General features: G+C 71.7%; 14 protein-coding genes, 1 tRNA gene and 1 pseudogene. 4 read left to right on the plus strand and 12 right to left on the minus strand.

The genetic code is table 11. The features are described from left to right. The first annotated feature begins 35 nt into the window (after positions 1–35). Positions 36–1,082 (plus strand): annotated as a pseudogene (locus GEV10_01820) (epoxyalkane--coenzyme M transferase). A 1,036-nt stretch (positions 1,083–2,118) separates the two neighbouring features. Here GEV10_01820 and GEV10_01825 read toward each other — a convergent pair. The 8 genes from GEV10_01825 to GEV10_01860 form a co-directional block, all read right to left on the minus strand. Next, a complete protein-coding gene (locus GEV10_01825) occupies positions 2,119–2,718 on the minus strand; it encodes a VanZ family protein (protein ID MQA77217.1) in 600 nt (199 codons plus the stop codon). Between the two features lie 198 nt (positions 2,719–2,916). After that, positions 2,917–2,990, minus strand: a tRNA-Ala gene (locus tag GEV10_01830). A 184-nt stretch (positions 2,991–3,174) separates the two neighbouring features. Further along, entirely contained in the window at positions 3,175–3,939 is a 765-nt protein-coding gene (locus tag GEV10_01835) for a hypothetical protein (GenBank protein ID MQA77218.1), read from the minus strand. Positions 3,940–4,100: 161 nt separating this feature from the next. Next, on the minus strand, positions 4,101–4,721 hold the full coding sequence (locus GEV10_01840; GenBank protein MQA77219.1) for a GNAT family N-acetyltransferase: 621 nt from the start codon (positions 4,719–4,721) through the stop codon (positions 4,101–4,103). A gap of 5 nt (positions 4,722–4,726) precedes the next feature. Further along, positions 4,727–5,218: a cyclic pyranopterin monophosphate synthase MoaC gene (moaC, locus tag GEV10_01845; GenBank protein MQA77220.1), complete on the minus strand. Its 492-nt coding sequence runs from the start codon at positions 5,216–5,218 to the stop codon at positions 4,727–4,729. Between the two features lie 112 nt (positions 5,219–5,330). Then, entirely contained in the window at positions 5,331–6,566 is a 1,236-nt protein-coding gene (locus tag GEV10_01850; GenBank protein MQA77221.1) for a molybdopterin molybdenumtransferase MoeA, read from the minus strand. Positions 6,567–6,596: 30 nt separating this feature from the next. Continuing rightward, positions 6,597–7,514: a UTP--glucose-1-phosphate uridylyltransferase GalU gene (gene galU / locus GEV10_01855; GenBank protein MQA77222.1), complete on the minus strand. Its 918-nt coding sequence runs from the start codon at positions 7,512–7,514 to the stop codon at positions 6,597–6,599. Positions 7,515–7,539: 25 nt separating this feature from the next. Then, positions 7,540–7,812, minus strand: a complete 273-nt coding sequence (locus GEV10_01860) for a hypothetical protein (GenBank protein ID MQA77223.1) — start codon at positions 7,810–7,812, stop codon at positions 7,540–7,542. 100 nt (positions 7,813–7,912) lie between these two features. Here GEV10_01860 and GEV10_01865 point away from each other — a divergent pair, with 100 nt between their 5' ends. Then, positions 7,913–8,548, plus strand: a complete 636-nt coding sequence (locus GEV10_01865) for a 5-formyltetrahydrofolate cyclo-ligase (GenBank protein MQA77224.1) — start codon at positions 7,913–7,915, stop codon at positions 8,546–8,548. A gap of 64 nt (positions 8,549–8,612) precedes the next feature. On the opposite strand, the gene GEV10_01870 is transcribed toward GEV10_01865, so the two are convergent. Further along, a complete protein-coding gene (locus GEV10_01870) occupies positions 8,613–9,320 on the minus strand; it encodes a helix-turn-helix domain-containing protein (protein MQA77225.1) in 708 nt (235 codons plus the stop codon). A gap of 286 nt (positions 9,321–9,606) precedes the next feature. Continuing rightward, positions 9,607–12,159, minus strand: coding sequence for a penicillin acylase family protein (locus GEV10_01875; protein ID MQA77226.1), 2,553 nt, complete (start codon positions 12,157–12,159; stop codon positions 9,607–9,609). A 166-nt stretch (positions 12,160–12,325) separates the two neighbouring features. Here GEV10_01875 and GEV10_01880 point away from each other — a divergent pair, with 166 nt between their 5' ends. Then, positions 12,326–13,813 carry a potassium/proton antiporter gene (locus tag GEV10_01880; GenBank protein ID MQA77227.1) on the plus strand — a complete coding sequence of 496 codons (1,488 nt, stop codon included), beginning with the start codon at positions 12,326–12,328 and terminating at the stop codon, positions 13,811–13,813. Positions 13,814–13,825: 12 nt separating this feature from the next. Here GEV10_01880 and GEV10_01885 read toward each other — a convergent pair whose 3' ends face one another. Then, entirely contained in the window at positions 13,826–15,172 is a 1,347-nt protein-coding gene (locus GEV10_01885; GenBank protein ID MQA77228.1) for a hypothetical protein, read from the minus strand. Between the two features lie 67 nt (positions 15,173–15,239). Further along, a complete protein-coding gene (locus tag GEV10_01890; GenBank protein MQA77229.1) occupies positions 15,240–15,821 on the minus strand; it encodes a dehydratase in 582 nt (193 codons plus the stop codon). On the opposite strand from GEV10_01890, the gene GEV10_01895 reads away from it, so the two are divergent. Then, positions 15,820–16,755: an FAD-dependent oxidoreductase gene (locus tag GEV10_01895; protein ID MQA77230.1), complete on the plus strand. Its 936-nt coding sequence runs from the start codon at positions 15,820–15,822 to the stop codon at positions 16,753–16,755. The genes GEV10_01890 and GEV10_01895 overlap by 2 nt on opposite strands. The last annotated feature ends 179 nt before the right edge of the window (positions 16,756–16,934 follow it).

Here is a 16,934-nt window from a genome sequence, read left to right on the forward strand (position 1 = left end):
GCAGCCTGCCCCGACCGCCGGCACTCGCCGAAGCGATGGTGGACAGGGAACGAGGCGTCGCTGACGACGCGACACTGGCGACGCTGCCGGAGCTCGTCAGGGACGCCACCGAGGGCGTCTTGCGTCAGCAGGGAGAGGTCGGCCTGCATGTGGGCAGTGACGGCGAACAGGGCAAGATCGGGTACGCGACCTACGTCAAGGAGCGCCTCTGCGGCTTCGACGGCGAAGCGGGCGTACTGTCGCTGGCCGATCTCGATGACTACCCGGAGATCACCGAGCAAGCGCTGGACGGCCTGGTGACCACCACCCCGTCGTGCACCGGCCCAGTTCGGTACATCGGACGCGACGAGCTACACCGGGACCTGACCGAGCTCCGGGCAGCCGTCGACGACGTCGGGGCCGCCGGTCCTGAGGAAGTGTTCGTGCCCGCCGCGTCGCCCGGTGTCATCGCGATCTACCTCGCCGACCAGCACTACGGCTCACACGACGCGTACCTCGGCGCACTTGCCGATGCCATGCGCACCGAGTACGAAGCCATCGTCGCTGCGGGATTCTTGCTGCAGATCGACTGTCCCGATCTCGCGATGGGCCGGCGCGCCCAGTATGCCGACGCCTCGGTCGAGGAGTTCCGCGCCGCGATCGCCGGGCATGTCGAGGCGCTGAACGCGGCGACCGCGGGTATCGATCCGGACCGGATGCGGATGCACCTGTGCTGGGGGAACTACGAGGCGCCCCACCACCGCGACGTCGACCTCGCGGACATCGTCGACGTCGTCATGCGCGCCCGTCCCCGCACCGTCCTGCTGGAAGCGGCAAACCCGCGGCACGCCCACGAGTGGCGCGTCTTCGAAGACCACCCACTGCCCGAGGACAAGGTCCTCGTCCCTGGCGTCATCGATACCTGCACCAACTACGTCGAGCACCCGGACCTCGTCGCCGAGCGGATCGTCCGCTACGCCGACACCGTTGGCATGGAACGCGTCATCGCCGGCACCGACTGCGGCTTCTCTACGTTCGCCACGTTCCACCCTGTGCTGCCAAGGATCACCTGGGCGAAGCTCGCCTCGCTCACCGAGGGAGCCCACCGCGCACCTCACCGATCGACAGGTAGCGCCGGCATGAGCGCAGCGGAACCGATGCGGATCCTCGCCGTCGGCGACATCGTCGGCCCTGAGACCGCCTCCTGGCTCGCTGCACAGCTGCCTGCCTTGCGTGAGCAACACCAGCTGGACTGGGTCGTCGTCAACGCGGAGAACTGCGCCGTCACCGGCCCATCCCCGATGACCGGCTTCGGCATGACTCCCGCGATCGTCGACGAACTCCTCGCCGCCGGCGTCGACGTCATCACCGGCGGCAACCACTCCTGGGACGGCCCGCACGTTGACGACGTCCTCAGCTACGAGCGAGTGGTGCGTCCCGCCAACCTCGAGGAGGCCCGCGGCCGCGGCGCTGTCAGCGTCGGCGCCGGCGCTCGGCAGCTGACCGTCCTCAACCTACTCAGCCCCACCGCCGCCCTCCCCGGGATGAAGGCGCCCCAACCCCAGCCGCTGTGGCCCTCGTGGACCGACATCCGCCACACCCTCGACCTCCCAGGCGTCGTCCTCATCGACCTGCACGGCGAGTCGGCCTGGGAAAAGGCGTCCTTCGCCAGCGCCATCGACGGCGACGTCACCGCTGTCGTCGGCACCCACACCCACGACCCCACCCTGCGCGGACACATCCTCCCCAACGGCACCGGCTACGTCACCGAACTCGGCATGACCGGCAGACTTGGCTTCACCGGCGGCGGCTTCGACCCCGCCCACTTCGCCGCCCGGCTACGTGGTGAAGACATCACCACACTGCCGCCGTACCAACTCGCAACCGGACCGATGAGCCTCGGCGCAGTCATGATCGACACAGATCCAGCCGGAAGGACGTTGACGATCACCCGGGTGCACGAAGCAGACAGAGCCGCGGCCATATCGTCCGCCTGCGCCGATACCGAGCTTCAGCGCTAGGGCGTGTTGCTAAACCCGTGGATAGGGCTCGCGGGTGAGGATCGGGATGTGTTGCGTGAGGTGATCTCGAGTCAGTAGGGGAAAGTCTCACGACACCTCTGCCCGCAGGCTGCTTGATTCAGCCGGGGGCGTTCACCCTCGCCTGTGTCCCGGCGTCCTGCACGGGCACGGAGTGCGTGGCGACGATCCCGACGTCCCGCGGCGGCGCGTAGCGCAGGGGAGAGGCGACGAAGATCCCGCTCGCGAGCAGGGCGAGCACGGTCCCGATCGAGCAGACCCGCATCATGACCGTGGCGGTCCTCGCCTGGAGCCTGCGGCGTGCCAGGGCGAGCAGGCCGATCCCGGCCAGACCTCCGGCGGTGTTGACGACGAGGTCGGTGACGTCGGAGCTCCCGACAGCCAGGACGTACTGGGCGACCTCCAGGACCAGGCTCGCCCCGGCGACCGCGCCCGCGGCCTTCCACCACGGCCACGACGGCGCGAGGAGGCCGAGGTAGAGGCCGAAGGGGACGAAGAGCACGATGTTCGCGACGACCTCGAAGGGTGCGCTGGCACCGGCCCCGGCACTGGGTGCGAACGGGACGAGCTTGATCTGGCGCAGCGCGCCCCCGCCGACGTACGGCACCTCGAGCTTCCACAGCGCGATCCAGGCCAGCAGGACGAGGTAGACCACGACCAGCACGACCAGCAGGACGCGCCCGCCCTCTCGGGACGGCATCTTCTCCAAGGCAGACACACCAGGCTCCACGACGAGCGACAGCGACCCTCAACCCTAGGGCGTGTTGCTAAACCCGTGTGGGACAGCCGGGTCCGACAGTCATTCGCTGACTTTTCGCTGACTGATCAGGGAAACGGCGCCTCCGTCGTGCGTGACGAGGGCGCCGAATAGTGCCGCTGACCTGCGGTCGAACCTGGGTGGAGCTGAGGGGATTTGAACCCCTGACCCCCTCGATGCGAACGAGGTGCGCTACCGGACTGCGCTACAGCCCCAGATGATGAGTGAAGACGCAGGAAAGGCTAGCAAACGCCTCCGCGGTGTCGCGAAGCAGTTGTCCGACGTACGGCCCCGGGGTGGGTCCTGGACCCCCCGAACGCCCAGGACCCACCCCGGGGACCGTGGTCGGTGGTGTTCCTGGTGCCCCTGAAGACCAGGAACACCACCGGTATCCGCCGCTCAACCCCCCACGGCGCGGCGGATGTCGTGGACCGTCGCCTCGTCGGCGGGCACGGTCTGGTCGTCGTAGTCCTCGACGGACACGGTTGTCTCGTAGGCGCGCTGCGCGACGGGAGCGGTGAGGTACGTCGGCAGCGGCACCTCCTGCGGGTGCCACGGCTCGGGGGCGTGCTGGTCGAACAGCGCGCCTCGGTCGACCAGGCGCATGCCGGGCGCGACGCGGCGGGCGCGGTACGCACCGACCGACGGCGTATCGATGCCCGACTCGACGGCGGTGGACGTGCGGGCGTACGCGGCACGGCGGGCACGCTCGTCGCGGCGGCGGCGGGCGTGCTCGGCGACGAGGAGGCGACGGGTGTGCACCACGTACAGCGGGAGCAGCAGCGCGGGCGCGCCGACCGACCACCAGGGCACGAGCCCGTACGCCACGACCCCGGCCGTGACGCCGACGGCGAGGAGCAGGAGGCCGAGGATCGCCCGGCGCCGGCGGACGGTGCGACGGGCGCGGGCGTCCGGCTCGTACGACCGTTTGGTGGAGTTGTCAGTGGCAGGCGCAGCTAGAGGAACGTCTGGCACTGACACGTCGGCGGAACCGCGGCGTCGCCGCAGCACGCGGCCGTGCGTCTCGTCGGCCTTGGCGCGACGGGTCGCGTCGTCGGCCGTGGACGGGTCCGCGGGCGCACTGTCGTGCGTCCGCAGCCAGCGGGGCACCAGGACGATGGCCCACACGGCGACGATGACCAGGTAGATGATCGCGCCGCCCATGTCAGCGTCCCGGCACCGTTGCACCGGGGTCCGCGAGCGGCCCGGTGGGGAAGGAACGGCATCCGGTCACATCCGCAGGTTAGGTGCCGGCGGAACGGAAGTGATGCATTGCAACCGGTGTGTCGGAAGTTACTAGTGTGACTAGAGTCCGATTTGCCCTGTCACGCGGAAGGCTCCTCCCGCTTGCGCGCGTGCCAGCGACGCAGCACGCCGTTCGGGGCGTCCTCGACCGTCAGCGCGTAGCAGAGGTGGTCGCACCACTCGCCGTTGATGTGCAGGTAGCGCCGCCGCAGGCCCTCCTCGCGGAAGCCGAGCTTCTCCACGACGCGCCTGCTCCGGTCGTTCTCCGGACGGATGTTCGCCTCGAGCCGGTGCAGGCCGACGACGCCGAAGCAGTGGTCGACGGCCATCGCCAGGGCGGTCGGGATGACTCCGCGCCCGGCGAACCGCTGGTCGACCCAGTACCCGGCCTGCCCGCCGCACGCCGAGCCCCAGACGATGCTGCCGATCGTGAGCTGGCCCGCGAACTCGCCGTCGTACGTGACCACCCACGGCAGCGACTGGCCGCGCTTGGCCTCGCGCAGGAGCATCCGCGCGAGAGTCGCATAGCCGGCGCGGCCGGAGTCGAGGACAGGCCCGCCGGGCAATGTCGCCTCCCAGGGCGAGAGCCAGCTGTCGTTGCGCAGCCGTACCTCGCGCCAGACCTTGGCGTCGCGGACGCGCAGCGGCCGGAGACCGACAGGACCGTCGGCCAGGTCGGCCAGCCACGCACGCATGTCCATGGCGTCTACTGCCCTCCGCCGGGACGTCGCCAGTGCCCGGTCTTGCCGCCCGTCTTCTCCTCCACCCGGACGTCGGTGATGCTCGCCGCCGGGTCGACCGCCTTCACCATGTCGATCATCGCGAGACCCGCGGCCGCCACGGCCGTGAGTGCCTCCATCTCGACGCCGGTACGGTCGGCGGTGCGCGCCGTCACCTCGATGGCGACGCCCTCGTCGGTCACCGTGAGGTCGACGTCGACGCCGTGCAGCGCGATCGGGTGACACAGCGGCACGATGTCGGGCGTGCGCTTGGCGCCGGTGATGCCGGCGATCCGCGCGACGGCGAGCGCGTCGCCCTTCGGCAGCCCGCCCCCGCGCAGCAGCGCGACGACGGCGTCGGACGTGCGGACGAACCCCGTCGCCCGCGCCGTGCGCGCACTGACGTCCTTGGCCGACACGTCGACCATGTGCGCACTGCCCGCCTCGTCGAGGTGGGTGAAGCCCTCGTCTGCGCTCATCGGTCCACGCGCCCGCTCACTCGCTCGCCTCCGACAGGTGCCGCGACAACGTCCAGCCCAGCCGGGCAGGCATCGCGACCCCTACCTACGGCTCCCTCGCCAGCTCCTGCGCTCATTGCTCGTCGAGGCCGTTCTCGTCGAAGATCAGGCACTCCACCGAGCCGCCGGCCGGGACGTCGACGACGTCCTCGGGGAGCACGATGAAGCAGTTCGCCCTGGCCAGACCGCCCAGCAGATGCGACCCGTGGCCGCCCGCGGGGCTGACGGCGTAGGAGATGCTGCCGCGCCGCGACAGCACTCCGCGCGCGAACTGGCGCTTGCCGCGCGCCGACGTGACGCCGCCGTCGAGCGTCGCCCTGATCGAACGCATGTGGCGCGCGCCGATGCCCATCATCTGGGTCAGCGCAGGCCGGACGAACACCTGGAACGACACGAACGCACTGACCGGGTTGCCGGGCAGCGCGAAGATCGGGGTGTCGTCGGGCCCGATGGTGCCGAATCCCTGTGGCTTGCCGGGCTGCATCGCGACCTCGTCGAACGAGACCGTGCCGAGACGGCTCAGCACCTCCTTGACGACGTCGTACGCCCCCTTGCTCACGCCGCCGCTCGTCACGACGGCGTCGGCGCGGATCAGCTGGTCCTCCAGCGTGGCGAGCAGGGTGCGCGGCTCGTCCGGCACGATGCCCACCCGGTACGCGACGCAACCGAGGTCGAGCGCACACGCGGTCAGCTGGTAGCTGTTGGAGTCGACGATGTGGCTCGGCGCGATGCGTTGGCCCGGCTCGACGAGCTCGCTGCCGGTCGAGATGACGACCACCCGCGGCCGGGGACGGACGCGGATGCGGTCCATGCCCATCGCCGCCACGAGGCCGACCCGTGCGGGTGTCAGCGGCTCACCCCGGTAGAGCACGACGTCGCCCTCGGCGACGTCCTCCCCTGCGCGTCTGATGTGCCGGCCGACCTCGGGGGTGTGCCTGATGCCGACCTTGGCGAGGCCCGCGTCGGTCCACTCGACGGGGACGACGGCGTCGGCGCCCGGCGGCATCGGGGCGCCCGTCATGATCCGCGCGCACATGCCCGGCCGGACGGTGACGACGTCCTGGCTGCCCGCGGCGATGTCACCCACGACCGGCAGGGTCACCGGCGTCTCCGGCGTCGCCCCGGCGAGGTCGCCGGCGCAGACCGCGTAGCCGTCCATCGCGGCATTGTCGAACCCGGGCAGGGTCAACGGGGCCGCGAGATCGTCGGCGACGAGGCAGCCGCGCGAGTCCATCAGCTGCAGGTCGATCGCCTGGAGCGGTTGGACGGTGCGCAGGATGCCGGTCAGGTGGTCGTCAACGGACTTCACCCAGTCCCCCTTCGCTGTTTGAGCAAGACCTTAACCGCCGAGCTTGCCGTCGCCGAAGGAGGCGACGTAGTCGCGGAGCCAGCGCGAGAACTCCGGGCCGATGTCCGGACGCTCGCACGCGAGGCGGACGGTGGCGCTGAGGTACTCCAGCTTGTCGCCGGTGTCGTACCTGCGACCGCGGAAGAGCACGCCGTGGACCGGTCCCGAGTCGCCGACGGCGAGCTCGCGCAGCGCGTCGGTGAGCTGGATCTCCCCGCCGCGGCCCGGCGGGGTGTCGCTCAGCACGTCGAACACCGCCGACGAGAGAACGTAGCGGCCGATGAGGGCCAGCCGGCTGGGCGCGGACTCCGCACTCGGCTTCTCCACGAGGTCGGTGACACGGACGACGTCGGAGTCGTCCGTGGCGGACACGGCCGCGCAGCCGTAGAGCGAGATCTGCTCGGGCTCGACCTCCATGAGCGCGATCACGCTGCCGCCGTAGCGCGCCCGCACCTCGATCATCCGGGCGAGCAGCGGGTCGCGCGGGTCGATCAGGTCGTCGCCGAGCAGCACCGCGAACGGTTCGTCGCCGACGTGACCCGCGGCGCACAGGACGGCGTGCCCCAGACCCTTCGGATCGCCCTGCCGGACGTAGTGCACGGTCGCGAGCCGGTCGACCTCGCGTATCGCGGCGAGCTTGTCGTCGTCGCCGCGGGCGGCGAGGGCGCCCTCGAGCTCGTAGTTGCGGTCGAAGTGATTCTCCAGCGACGTCTTGTTGCGGCCCGTAATCATCAGTACGTCGTCGAGGCCGGCGGAGCGGACCTCCTCGATGACGTACTGGATGGCCGGCTTGTCGACGACCGGCAGCATCTCCTTGGGCGTGGCCTTCGTGGCGGGGAGGAACCTGGTGCCGAGACCGGCGACCGGGATGACGGCCTTGCGTACCGGCCGAACGGAGGGAGCACTCATAGCGGTGCACGCTACCGGCCACCCGTCATCGACCGTGGTAGCGGCGTCCCGCCGGACTGGTCCAGGTATGCGTGCCGTCCGGGTCGCGGGTCACCCGCCACCCGCCGTACCTGAGCATCCACTGGTGCCGGCGGCACAACGGCGGCAACCCGTTGTGCCGGTCGGCCCGGCGCAGCGTCTCGCGCGCCGCGCGGCCGCACCCCGGGAAGCGACAGCGCTCGGCGTCGCCGGGGCCCGCATCGTCGCCTGGCCCGTCGCGTGACCAGCCGGCACCCTCGTTGTCATGCCATTCGAACATACGTTCGAGTATAGGCGTCTCGCTGCCGCCTCGGAAGGGTTCGCGCTCATGCTCTGTCGCAAGACCGCCGAAGGCAGCTGGCACTGGCACACTGGACGCCGTGAGCCCCGAGACCGCGCGCGACGGCAAGCGCGCCCTGCGCACCGACCTGTTGCGACGCCGCCGCGCACTGACGCCCGAGCAACGCGCGGACCACGCGAACAGGCTGCGCGATGTGGTGCTCGGCCTGCCGGAGATCGCCCGGGCAGGCACCGTCGCCACGTACGTCTCGGTCGCCGCCGAGCCGGGCACCGGCCCGCTGCTCGACGCCCTCGCCGAACGCGGGCTACGGGTGCTGCTGCCGGTGACGCTCGCGGACATGACGCTCGACTGGGCCGTCTACACCGACGCCGGCTCCCTCGTCCCTGCCGGGCACGGCCTGACCGAGCCGTCGGGACCGCGACTCGGCACGGCGGGCGTACACACCGCCGACGTCGTGCTGTTGCCCGCGCTGGCCGTCGACGGCAGGGGGATGCGGATGGGCCGCGGCGGTGGCTGCTACGACCGGGTGCTCGCCGCCCTCGATCCCGCGGTGCTCAGCTGCGCCCTGCTGTACGACCACGAGCTCGTGCCCGAGGTGCCGGCGGAGCCCCACGACCGGCCGGTGGCCGCGGTGGCGACCCCGGCGGGCGTCACCCGCTTCGCCTCACGCTTCACCTCACGAACGTGGACTTCACCTCGTCCCTGCACGAGGTGAAATCGGTGTTGATCACGTCAACGTGATCAACGAGGCGGGGCTGGGCGGCGGTGGGGCGCCGGGGTCAGGCCGGGGGTGGTGCGGTGCGGTTCGGCGCGAGGCCGGAGCGCAGGACGCCGGCGGCGGTGAGCCGCGCGGTGAGCTCCCCCGGCGACAGACCGAGGAGCGCGGCGAGCGACGGGACGTCGCGCCGGCGCAGCGACAGGACGTCGGTCTCGTAGTCGCCGCGGTCGTGCTGGATGCTCGCGAGGTAGCGCAGGACCACGCTCCACTGCTCCCCCGACAGGCCCTGCAGCCGGCGGAGGTCGAGCACGGGATGCTGCAGGACGAGCTGCGGCAGCGCGTCGCGCTCGGGTGCCGGTGCGCTGCCGAGCAGCTCGGCGACCGAGGCGTTGTAGAACTCCGCGAGCTCCGCGAGCCGCTCGACGGTGAGGGTGCGCGCGCCCGCCTCGTAGCTGGCGATCGTCGCGGCCTTCCACCGGCCCTGCGACTGGCGCTCGACGTCGCGCCTGGTCAGGCCGAGGCGCTCGCGGACGGCGCGGAGCCGGCCGCCGAGGTTGAGCCCGACGCCGCCCTCCTCGGGCTCCTCCTCCTTGTCGGCCTCCAGCGACGGCGGCGGCTTCAGGGCCGCCAGTCGCGCCGGGATGAACAGCTCGCCGCGGCGTACGCCGAGCAGCGCGCCGAGCAGCTGGGACGCCGTGACGGCCTTCGGGATCCAGCCCCTGACACCCGCGGCGAGCGCGTCGGCGACGAGGTCGGTCTGGTCCGACATCGTCACGACGACCACCCGGGCCTTGGGATAGGTCGAGCGGAGCCTCGGCACGACGTCGTCGTCCTGTCCCTGCACGTCGAGGACGACGAGCTCGGGCTCGCCGTCACCGACCTGCCCGAGCAGGGTCGTGAGGGTCGAGCCGGAGGCGAGTACGTCGAACTCGGCGGTGCCGGCCAGCAACCGCTCGATGTCACGCCGGAACGAGAGGTTCCGGTCGAGCACGAGGACCGGCGTCACGCCATTCCCGTCCGTCATACGTTCCAATGCCTCCTAGCTCCCGGGCTCGTCAGCCCGCGGGTCGCAGAACCAGCCCATAGATGGTGCCACGGTCGATAGTGCCCTGCCGCCACCGCATCGGTGTAGTACCACGGACCCAAATCCCCGACTGATCGAAGTAGTGCCGGTCGAAGGGATGACCCGACGCCCCCGTGAGGTTGACCCAGCGGGATCTGTCGAGGTCACGAAGATCGACGATCATGCGCATCGAGGGCACCCAGTCGACCTCGTAGCCGGCACGCACCGACCACCCTGTCGCGTTCACCACGGACGACCCGCCGCCCAGCCGCAGTGGCCCACGGTTGAACAGGCGCTCCACCACCCCGATGCCCGACGTACCGAACGACTGGTTCCGCACCGTCAGCGTATGAAGGTCACCCCAGCGCCACGTCGCCGGGTCGGTGCCGAGCCGGCCGGCGAGCTCGTCGTACGCGTCGCCCATCGCCTGCGCGAGCACGTCGTCGCGCGTCTCGTGGGTGCCGCGGGTCCTGACGTCGTCCCACCAGGTGCTGCGCGGCGACTCCAGCAGCCGGTCGACCACCGCGAACCAGCGCCCCCCGCCGTCCGGTCGCGCGGCGGCCGGCAGCTGGTCGTCGAACGTCCGCGCCAGCACGTGCCGCCACACGGCGTTGAAGTACGCGGCGGGCGCCGAGTCCGCCGGGGTCGTGTGGTCCCAGCCGGAGAGGAGGCGCTGCGCATCAGCGGCGCCCGCCGGCGCTTCGGCGCGCCGCAGATGGGGCACCAGGATCTCGGCCGCGGCGTTGCGGGTGTCGTGCTGCATGCGGGCCGTGTCGGCGAGCGTCAGCGGGCGGCGCGCCGACTCGATCATGTCGGTGATGCGCCGGCTGCGGTAGCCGTAGTCCCAGTCCCTGGTGAGCTCGTACGGGTACGAGTCGGCGATCACGGCCTGGTTGGCGGTGACGACATACCCGTCCTTCGGGTCGAGCGCGTACGGCAGCGCGCGGAACGGGACGTAGCCGGACCACTCGTCCTCCCCGGTCCACCCGATCGCCGGGAACCGCCCGTCGTAGCCGGATCTGAGGGGCACCCGGCCGGGTGCCTGGTAGCCGATGTGCCCGTCCACGTCGGCGTACACGAGGTTCTGGGCGGGCACCTCGAACATCCGTGCCGCCGCCCGGAACTCGGTGAAGTTCGACGCGGTATTCAGGACGAGGACTGCGTCGGCGGTGCGGCCGGGCGTCAGGGCCGTCCAGCGCATCGCGACGCCGTACTCGGCCTTGCCCGGCGCGGCGGCACCGACGTCGCGCAGCTCCCGGCTCACGTCCGAGAGGAGGGGCCCGTGCCTGGTGGACCTGACGGTCAGCGGCACCGGATCGCCGCCCGCGACCTCGATGGTCTCGTCGCGCGTCGCGAGCTCGACGGGCTCGCCCTTGTACTCGTACCTGTCGCCGTCGACCCGCTCGAGGTACAGGTCGACGACGTCGGGCCCCAGGTTGGTGAATCCCCAGGCGATCCGGTCGTTGTGACCGATGATCACGCCGGGGAAGCCGGCGAACGTGAAGCCTCCGACGTCGAAGGGGCACGCCGCCGACACCGGCGCGCAGCGCAGGCTCATCTGGTACCAGATCGACGGCATCGCCGGCGCGAGATGCGGGTCGTTCGCAAGGATCGGCCGACCCGTGGACGTACGCGAGCCCGCGACGACCCAGGCGTTCGAGCCGATGCCGGTACCACCTGCGCCCGCCGCGTGCGACACGGCGTCGAGCGCGGCGCCCGCCCTGGCGAGGCTCGCGCCCGCGGCCCGGGTGCGCAGCGCGGGGTGTGCGCGCGTGGCCGGCGGAACGCGGGACGCCCGCTCGTCGGTGGTGTCCGCGGGGACGAACGTGCCCCTGGTCACCGTGCCGCGGGTCACGATCGGCTCGTGCTCGCGGTACGGGTACGCGGGGTACAACTCGTCGACCTGCGCCGCGGACAGCCGCGACGACAGCAGCGTGCGCTGCTGCTCCTCCGCGTCGTTGCCCCGTAGCTGCCAGGCCATCACCTTGAGCCAGGCGAGGCTGTCGACCGGCGTCCACCGCTCGGGACGGTAGCCGCCGTTCTGCAGCCGCAGCAGCGTGTACTCGAGGCCGAGCGAGGAGCCGCCGTGGTCGCCGAGGTACGCGTTGACGCCGGCGGCGTACGCGGTCAGCGCGTCCCTCGTCGACCGGGACAGCAGGGGGTACTCGCGTTCCGCGACGTCGCGCCAGCCCATCGTGCGCAGGTACTTGTCGGTCTCGACCTGCCCGGCTCCGAAGAGCTCGGCGAGCCGGCCGGCGCTGAGGTGCCGGTTGAAGTCCATCTCCCAGAAACGGTCCTGCGCGTGCACCCAGCCCTGCGCGAAGAACAGGTCGTGCGCACTGCCGGCGGTGATCTGCGGTACGCCGTACCCGTCGCGCTTCACGTCGACCTCGCCGCGCAGCCCGGGAACGGCGACGTCGCCGTCGCGATCGGGAATCGATTGCCGGACGGTCACGACGAATGCCGCGACGAGCACCATGGCCACCACCAGGACGGTGCACAGCAGCCAGTAGACGATCGTCGCGAGACGACGGACGGTACCCATGCGCGCCGCCCCTCAGCCCGCGAGGGCTGACATCGCGGTCGGGTCGACGGTGACGGCGGGAGCGTCGACATCCAGCGACACCGTGCCCGCCGGACTCACCATGGCGAGAGCCTAGTGCCCGCACCGCCGATTTGTCCCATGCCCGTCCGTCGGGAAGGATCTGGCCATGCCCGAGTCGGTGCTTCCCCTTGCACTGCTGCTCGGTGCGGGCGTGCTGGTGGTGTCGGTACTCGCGGTACGCCTGTCCGGGCGCATCGGGCTGCCCGGCCTGCTGTTCTTCCTCGCGTTCGGTCTGATCCTCGAGCAGAGCGGGATCTCGATCACCGACCCGGCCGTCGCGCAGGTCCTCGGCATCAGCGCGCTCGTCGTGATCCTCGCCGAGGGCGGGCTGACGACGTCGTGGTCGCACGTCCGCGGCGCGATCCCGTCGGCGGCCGTGCTCGCGACCGTCGGCGTCGTCGTGAGCATGCTCGTCGTCGCGGCCGTCGCCCACTTCCTCGGCGGCGTGGAGTGGCGCCTCGCCCTGCTGCTCGGCGCGATCCTGTCGTCGACGGACGCGGCAGCGGTCTTCTCGGTGCTGCGCAGGCTCCCGCTGCCACCGCCGCTGAGCGGCGTGCTCGAGGCGGAGTCGGGCTTCAACGACGCGCCCTGCGTCATCCTCGTCGTCGCACTGAGCGTGCCCACCGGCATGCCCGACGTCTGGCACGTCGCCGGCCTGATGGCGTTCGAGCTCGGCCTCGGTGCCGTGATCGGCCTCGCGGTCGGCTGGCTCGGGGCACACCTCGTCCGCAGGATCGCGCTGCCGGCGTCCGGCCTCTACCCCCTGACCGTCCTCGGCCTCGCCGTGGGCTCGTACGGCGCCGCCGTCCTGCTCCACGCGAGCGGGTTCCTCGCCGTCTACCTCGCCGGCGTCGTCCTGGGCAACTCGAACCTGCCGCACCGGCCGGCGACCCGCAGCTTCGCCGAGGGCATCGGCTGGCTCGCGCAGATCGGCCTGTTCGTCATGCTCGGCATCACGGCGTTCCCGGAACGCCTGCCGGGAGCGATCGTGCCGTCGCTGGTCATCGGTCTCGGCCTGCTCGTGTCGCGGCCGATCGCGGTGTTCGTCTCGATGTTCTTGTTCCGGAGACCGTGGCGCGAGCACGCGTTCCTGTCCTGGGCCGGGCTGCGCGGCGCCGTACCGATCGTCCTCGCGACGATCCCCGCGACGGCCGGCCTGGCCGGCAGCGACCGGCTTTTCGACATCGTCTTCGTCCTCGTCGTGCTCTTCACCCTGCTCCAGGCGCCCACGCTGCCGTGGGTCGCGAGGAGGCTCGGCGTGGCGAGTCCCGCGGAGCCGCTCGACCTCGACGTCGAGGCCGCACCGCTGGCGGACATGGGCGCGGACGTGCTGCAGCTCACCGTGCCCCCCGGCTCGCGGCTGGCCGGTGTCGAGGTGTTCGAGCTGCGGCTGCCGGCCGGCGCGGCGGTCACCCTCGTCGTGCGGGACGGCGAGGGCTTCGTGCCCTCACCCGCCACGATCCTGCGGACCGGAGACGAGCTGCTCGTCGTCACGACGACGAAGTCGCGCGACGCGGCCGAGCGCCGGCTGCGCGCGGTGAGCCGCCGCGGCAAGCTGGCGACCTGGTTCGGCGAGCGCGGCGACGTCTCGTAGGCGCATGCCCGGTCAGCGGGGCACGCGGACGAGGGTGCGGGAGTGCAGCAGCCGGTGGCGCAGTGCGGCGCGGATCAGGTCGGCGGCGCCCGGCACCGGCTCGTCGACGCCGGGCGGACGGTCGGACGACCAGGGGCGGAGCAGCCCGAGGCTGCTGATCGCCCGGTAGACCTCGTAGTACAGGTCAGCGGTGGTCATGAGGTCGATCGGCCCGCCGCCGGCGAGGCGCCATCCGCTCTCGTCGAGCACCACGCGGCAGTGCTCGATGGTCTCGCCGCGATCCGCGGACGGTGCCGCCACGAGTCCGGCGAGGACGAGGTCCCAGACCGCGACGCTCGCCTGCGTCTGCCCCGATCCGCGGACACCGGGCTCGGGCACCAGCCGCGCCGCCACCTCGGACCACAGGCGGGCCACGTCGTGGAGTGCCGCGCGTCCCGCTGCCGACAGCACGAGGCGTCCGGAGCGGCGGCGGATCAGGCCGAGGCGTTGCACGGTCTCGCGCAGCAGGAGGAGCGTCGGTTGGTCACCCTCGCGCCGCGAGTCACCCATGGCGTCGAGGGCCAGCTCGTCGACGCACCGCGCGACGACGTCGGGCCTGAGGTAGCCGGCCTGCGTCAGCGGGACACCGGTGCCGATGATCGCGAGGAGACCCGTGACCCGGCCGAGCAGCCGCTCGACCGTCGCGGGCTCCGGCACCGGGACGGGCTCGGCCAGCTGCCTGCCCACGGGACCGAGCAACCGGGTCCGCAGCGGTGAGCCCGGCACGTCGGTCCAGGCCTCGATGCGTTCGCGCACGATCTGGTCGTACGGGACCACACCCCCGATCTGCGCGTGCTCCGCGACGAGCACCCGGTCGGTGATCTCGGCGCGGCGCCCGCGCCAGCCGGACCGTCCCGGCGTGTACTCGCCGACCTGCACGGCGAGCTCCAGAGCGTCGGCCACCGCGACATACGCCACCGACTCGGCCGGACCGCTGTAGTAGGCCCACGAGATCATCGAGGTGTCAGGCGGCAGGATGCCGGACGCGGTCATGGCGCGTTCGGCCAGCGCGGGCCAGCGGTCGCCCGACTCCGCCGCCGCGAGGATCTCCCCGGTGGTCTCGCTCCGCGCGATGTCGGCGTACCTGCTCAGCCCGACCCGCGCGAGGAGGTCGGCCAGGGCCGCCGCGACCTGCGCCGGAGAGGCGACGAACCGGTCGCGCGGCAACATGTACCAGCAGAACGACTGCACCCGCCACTGCGTGACCCGCTCGGCCTCGTCGGTGCCGTCGAGGTATTCCCAGGCCTGCGACGCGGCTTCCGCGAGGGCAGGGTCGTCGAGGCGCATCGAGGCGAGCGCCGAGCACACGGAGGTGTCCATGACCCGACGCTCGCACCCGCGAGGTGCCAGGCGGAACCCTGGTACCGCGATCTGTGGACGGCGCCGGTCAGTCCGCGGCGGCCTCGGCACCGGCGGGGCGGCGGCCGAACAGGTTGATGCCGTACATCCGGAGCACGGGCTCGCCGTGCCGGTCGAACATCTCCCACCGCAGCCGCACCGTGCCGCGTGGACGGGTCTTCGACGCGTGCACCTCCTCGATGGTGGCGCGCGCCGTCAGGACGTCACCGGGCCGCACCGGCTTGAGCCAGCGCAGCTCGTCGACGCCGAAGCCACCCTCCGCCTTGCAGTGCAGCAACAGGTTGTCGACGTACAGGCGCATGAACGCCGACGCGGTGTGCCAGCCGCTCGCGATGATGCCGTGGAACGGGGTCTCGCGTCCCGCAGCGTCGTCGAGGTGGAAGGGCTGCGGGTCCCACTGCTTCGCGAAGTCGACGATGTCCTCGGTCGTGATCTCGACGGAACCGAGCTCGTAGACCTGGCCCACGGCGAAGTCGTCCCAGTAGCGCACGGCGTCGAGCCTAATGGGTGAGCGGTCGCGCCTGGCACTTCTGTGACGTGACCCTCGCCTCGCCGCGGTTCGTCGGCCAGGATGGGCGGAACGCGGGTCGAGGTGGCGGGGAGGCCGCATGCGCGCGATCGTGGTCGGAGCCGGGGTCATCGGGCTCTCGTCCGCCATGCGCCTGCTCGAGGCCGGGTACGACGTCGACGTGATCGCGCGCGAGCTGCCGGTCGAGACCACGTCGGCGGTGGCCGCGGCGCTCTGGTACCCCTACCTCGCACAGCCGCGCGAGCGCGTGACGGCGTGGTCGGACGTGACCTACCGCGAGTTCCGGCGCCTGGCCACGGAGGAGCCCGACTCCGGCGTGCGCATGCGCTGGGGCGTCGAACTCCTGCACGAGCCCACGTCGCCTCCGTCCTGGTACGACGCCGTCCGCGGGTTCGAGCACGTCGACCCGCCGAGCGGCTACCACGGCGCGTGGCGGTTCCAGACGCCGATCATCGACATGAGCCTCTACCTGCCGTGGCTGGCGAAGCGCTTCGAGCGCGCCGGCGGCCGGATCACCAGGATGGCGCTGTCGGCCCTGCCCAACCGCGCACCGCTGGTGGTCAACTGCTGCGGCCTCGCGGCCCGATCACTGGTGTCCGACACGAGCCTGACGCCGGTGCGCGGCCAGGTCGTCTACCTGTCCCGGGTCGGCCTCGAGGAGTGGCTGCTCGAGGAGTCCGACGCCGTGCTGCCGACGTACGTCGTGCCGCGGGTCAACGACATCGTGGTCGGCGGCACCGCGCAGGAGGGCGACTGGAACCGCCGCCCCGACCCGTCCACCGCCGAGCAGATCGTGCGGCGCGCCCGCGCGCTCGTCCCGGCGCTCGACGGCGCCGAGGTGCTCGGCCACCGGGTCGGGCTCAGACCCGTGCGACCGACGGTGCGGCTCGAGACGGAGCGGACGCACGACGGTTCGCCGGTCGTGCACTGCTACGGGCACGGTGGCGCCGGCGTCACCCTGTCGTGGGGCTGCGCCGACGAGGTGCGCGAACAGGCGGACGCCGCGACGTCCTGACCCGCACGGCCACAACACGTGAGGGGCACCCCGACCGTGTCAGGGAGGCTGTTGCGTTTTCGGGCGACTCGGCTTGATGATCTTGGTGGTGTCGGGACTGTGTTGCCAGGATGTTGTGATGGCGAGGGATTTCCGACCTGTTGATCGTGACCAGCAGTTCTTGTTGCCGCCGGATATGC

The sequence above is a fragment of the Streptosporangiales bacterium genome (assembly GCA_009379955.1).
GTDB lineage: Bacteria > Actinomycetota > Actinomycetes > Streptosporangiales > WHST01 > WHST01.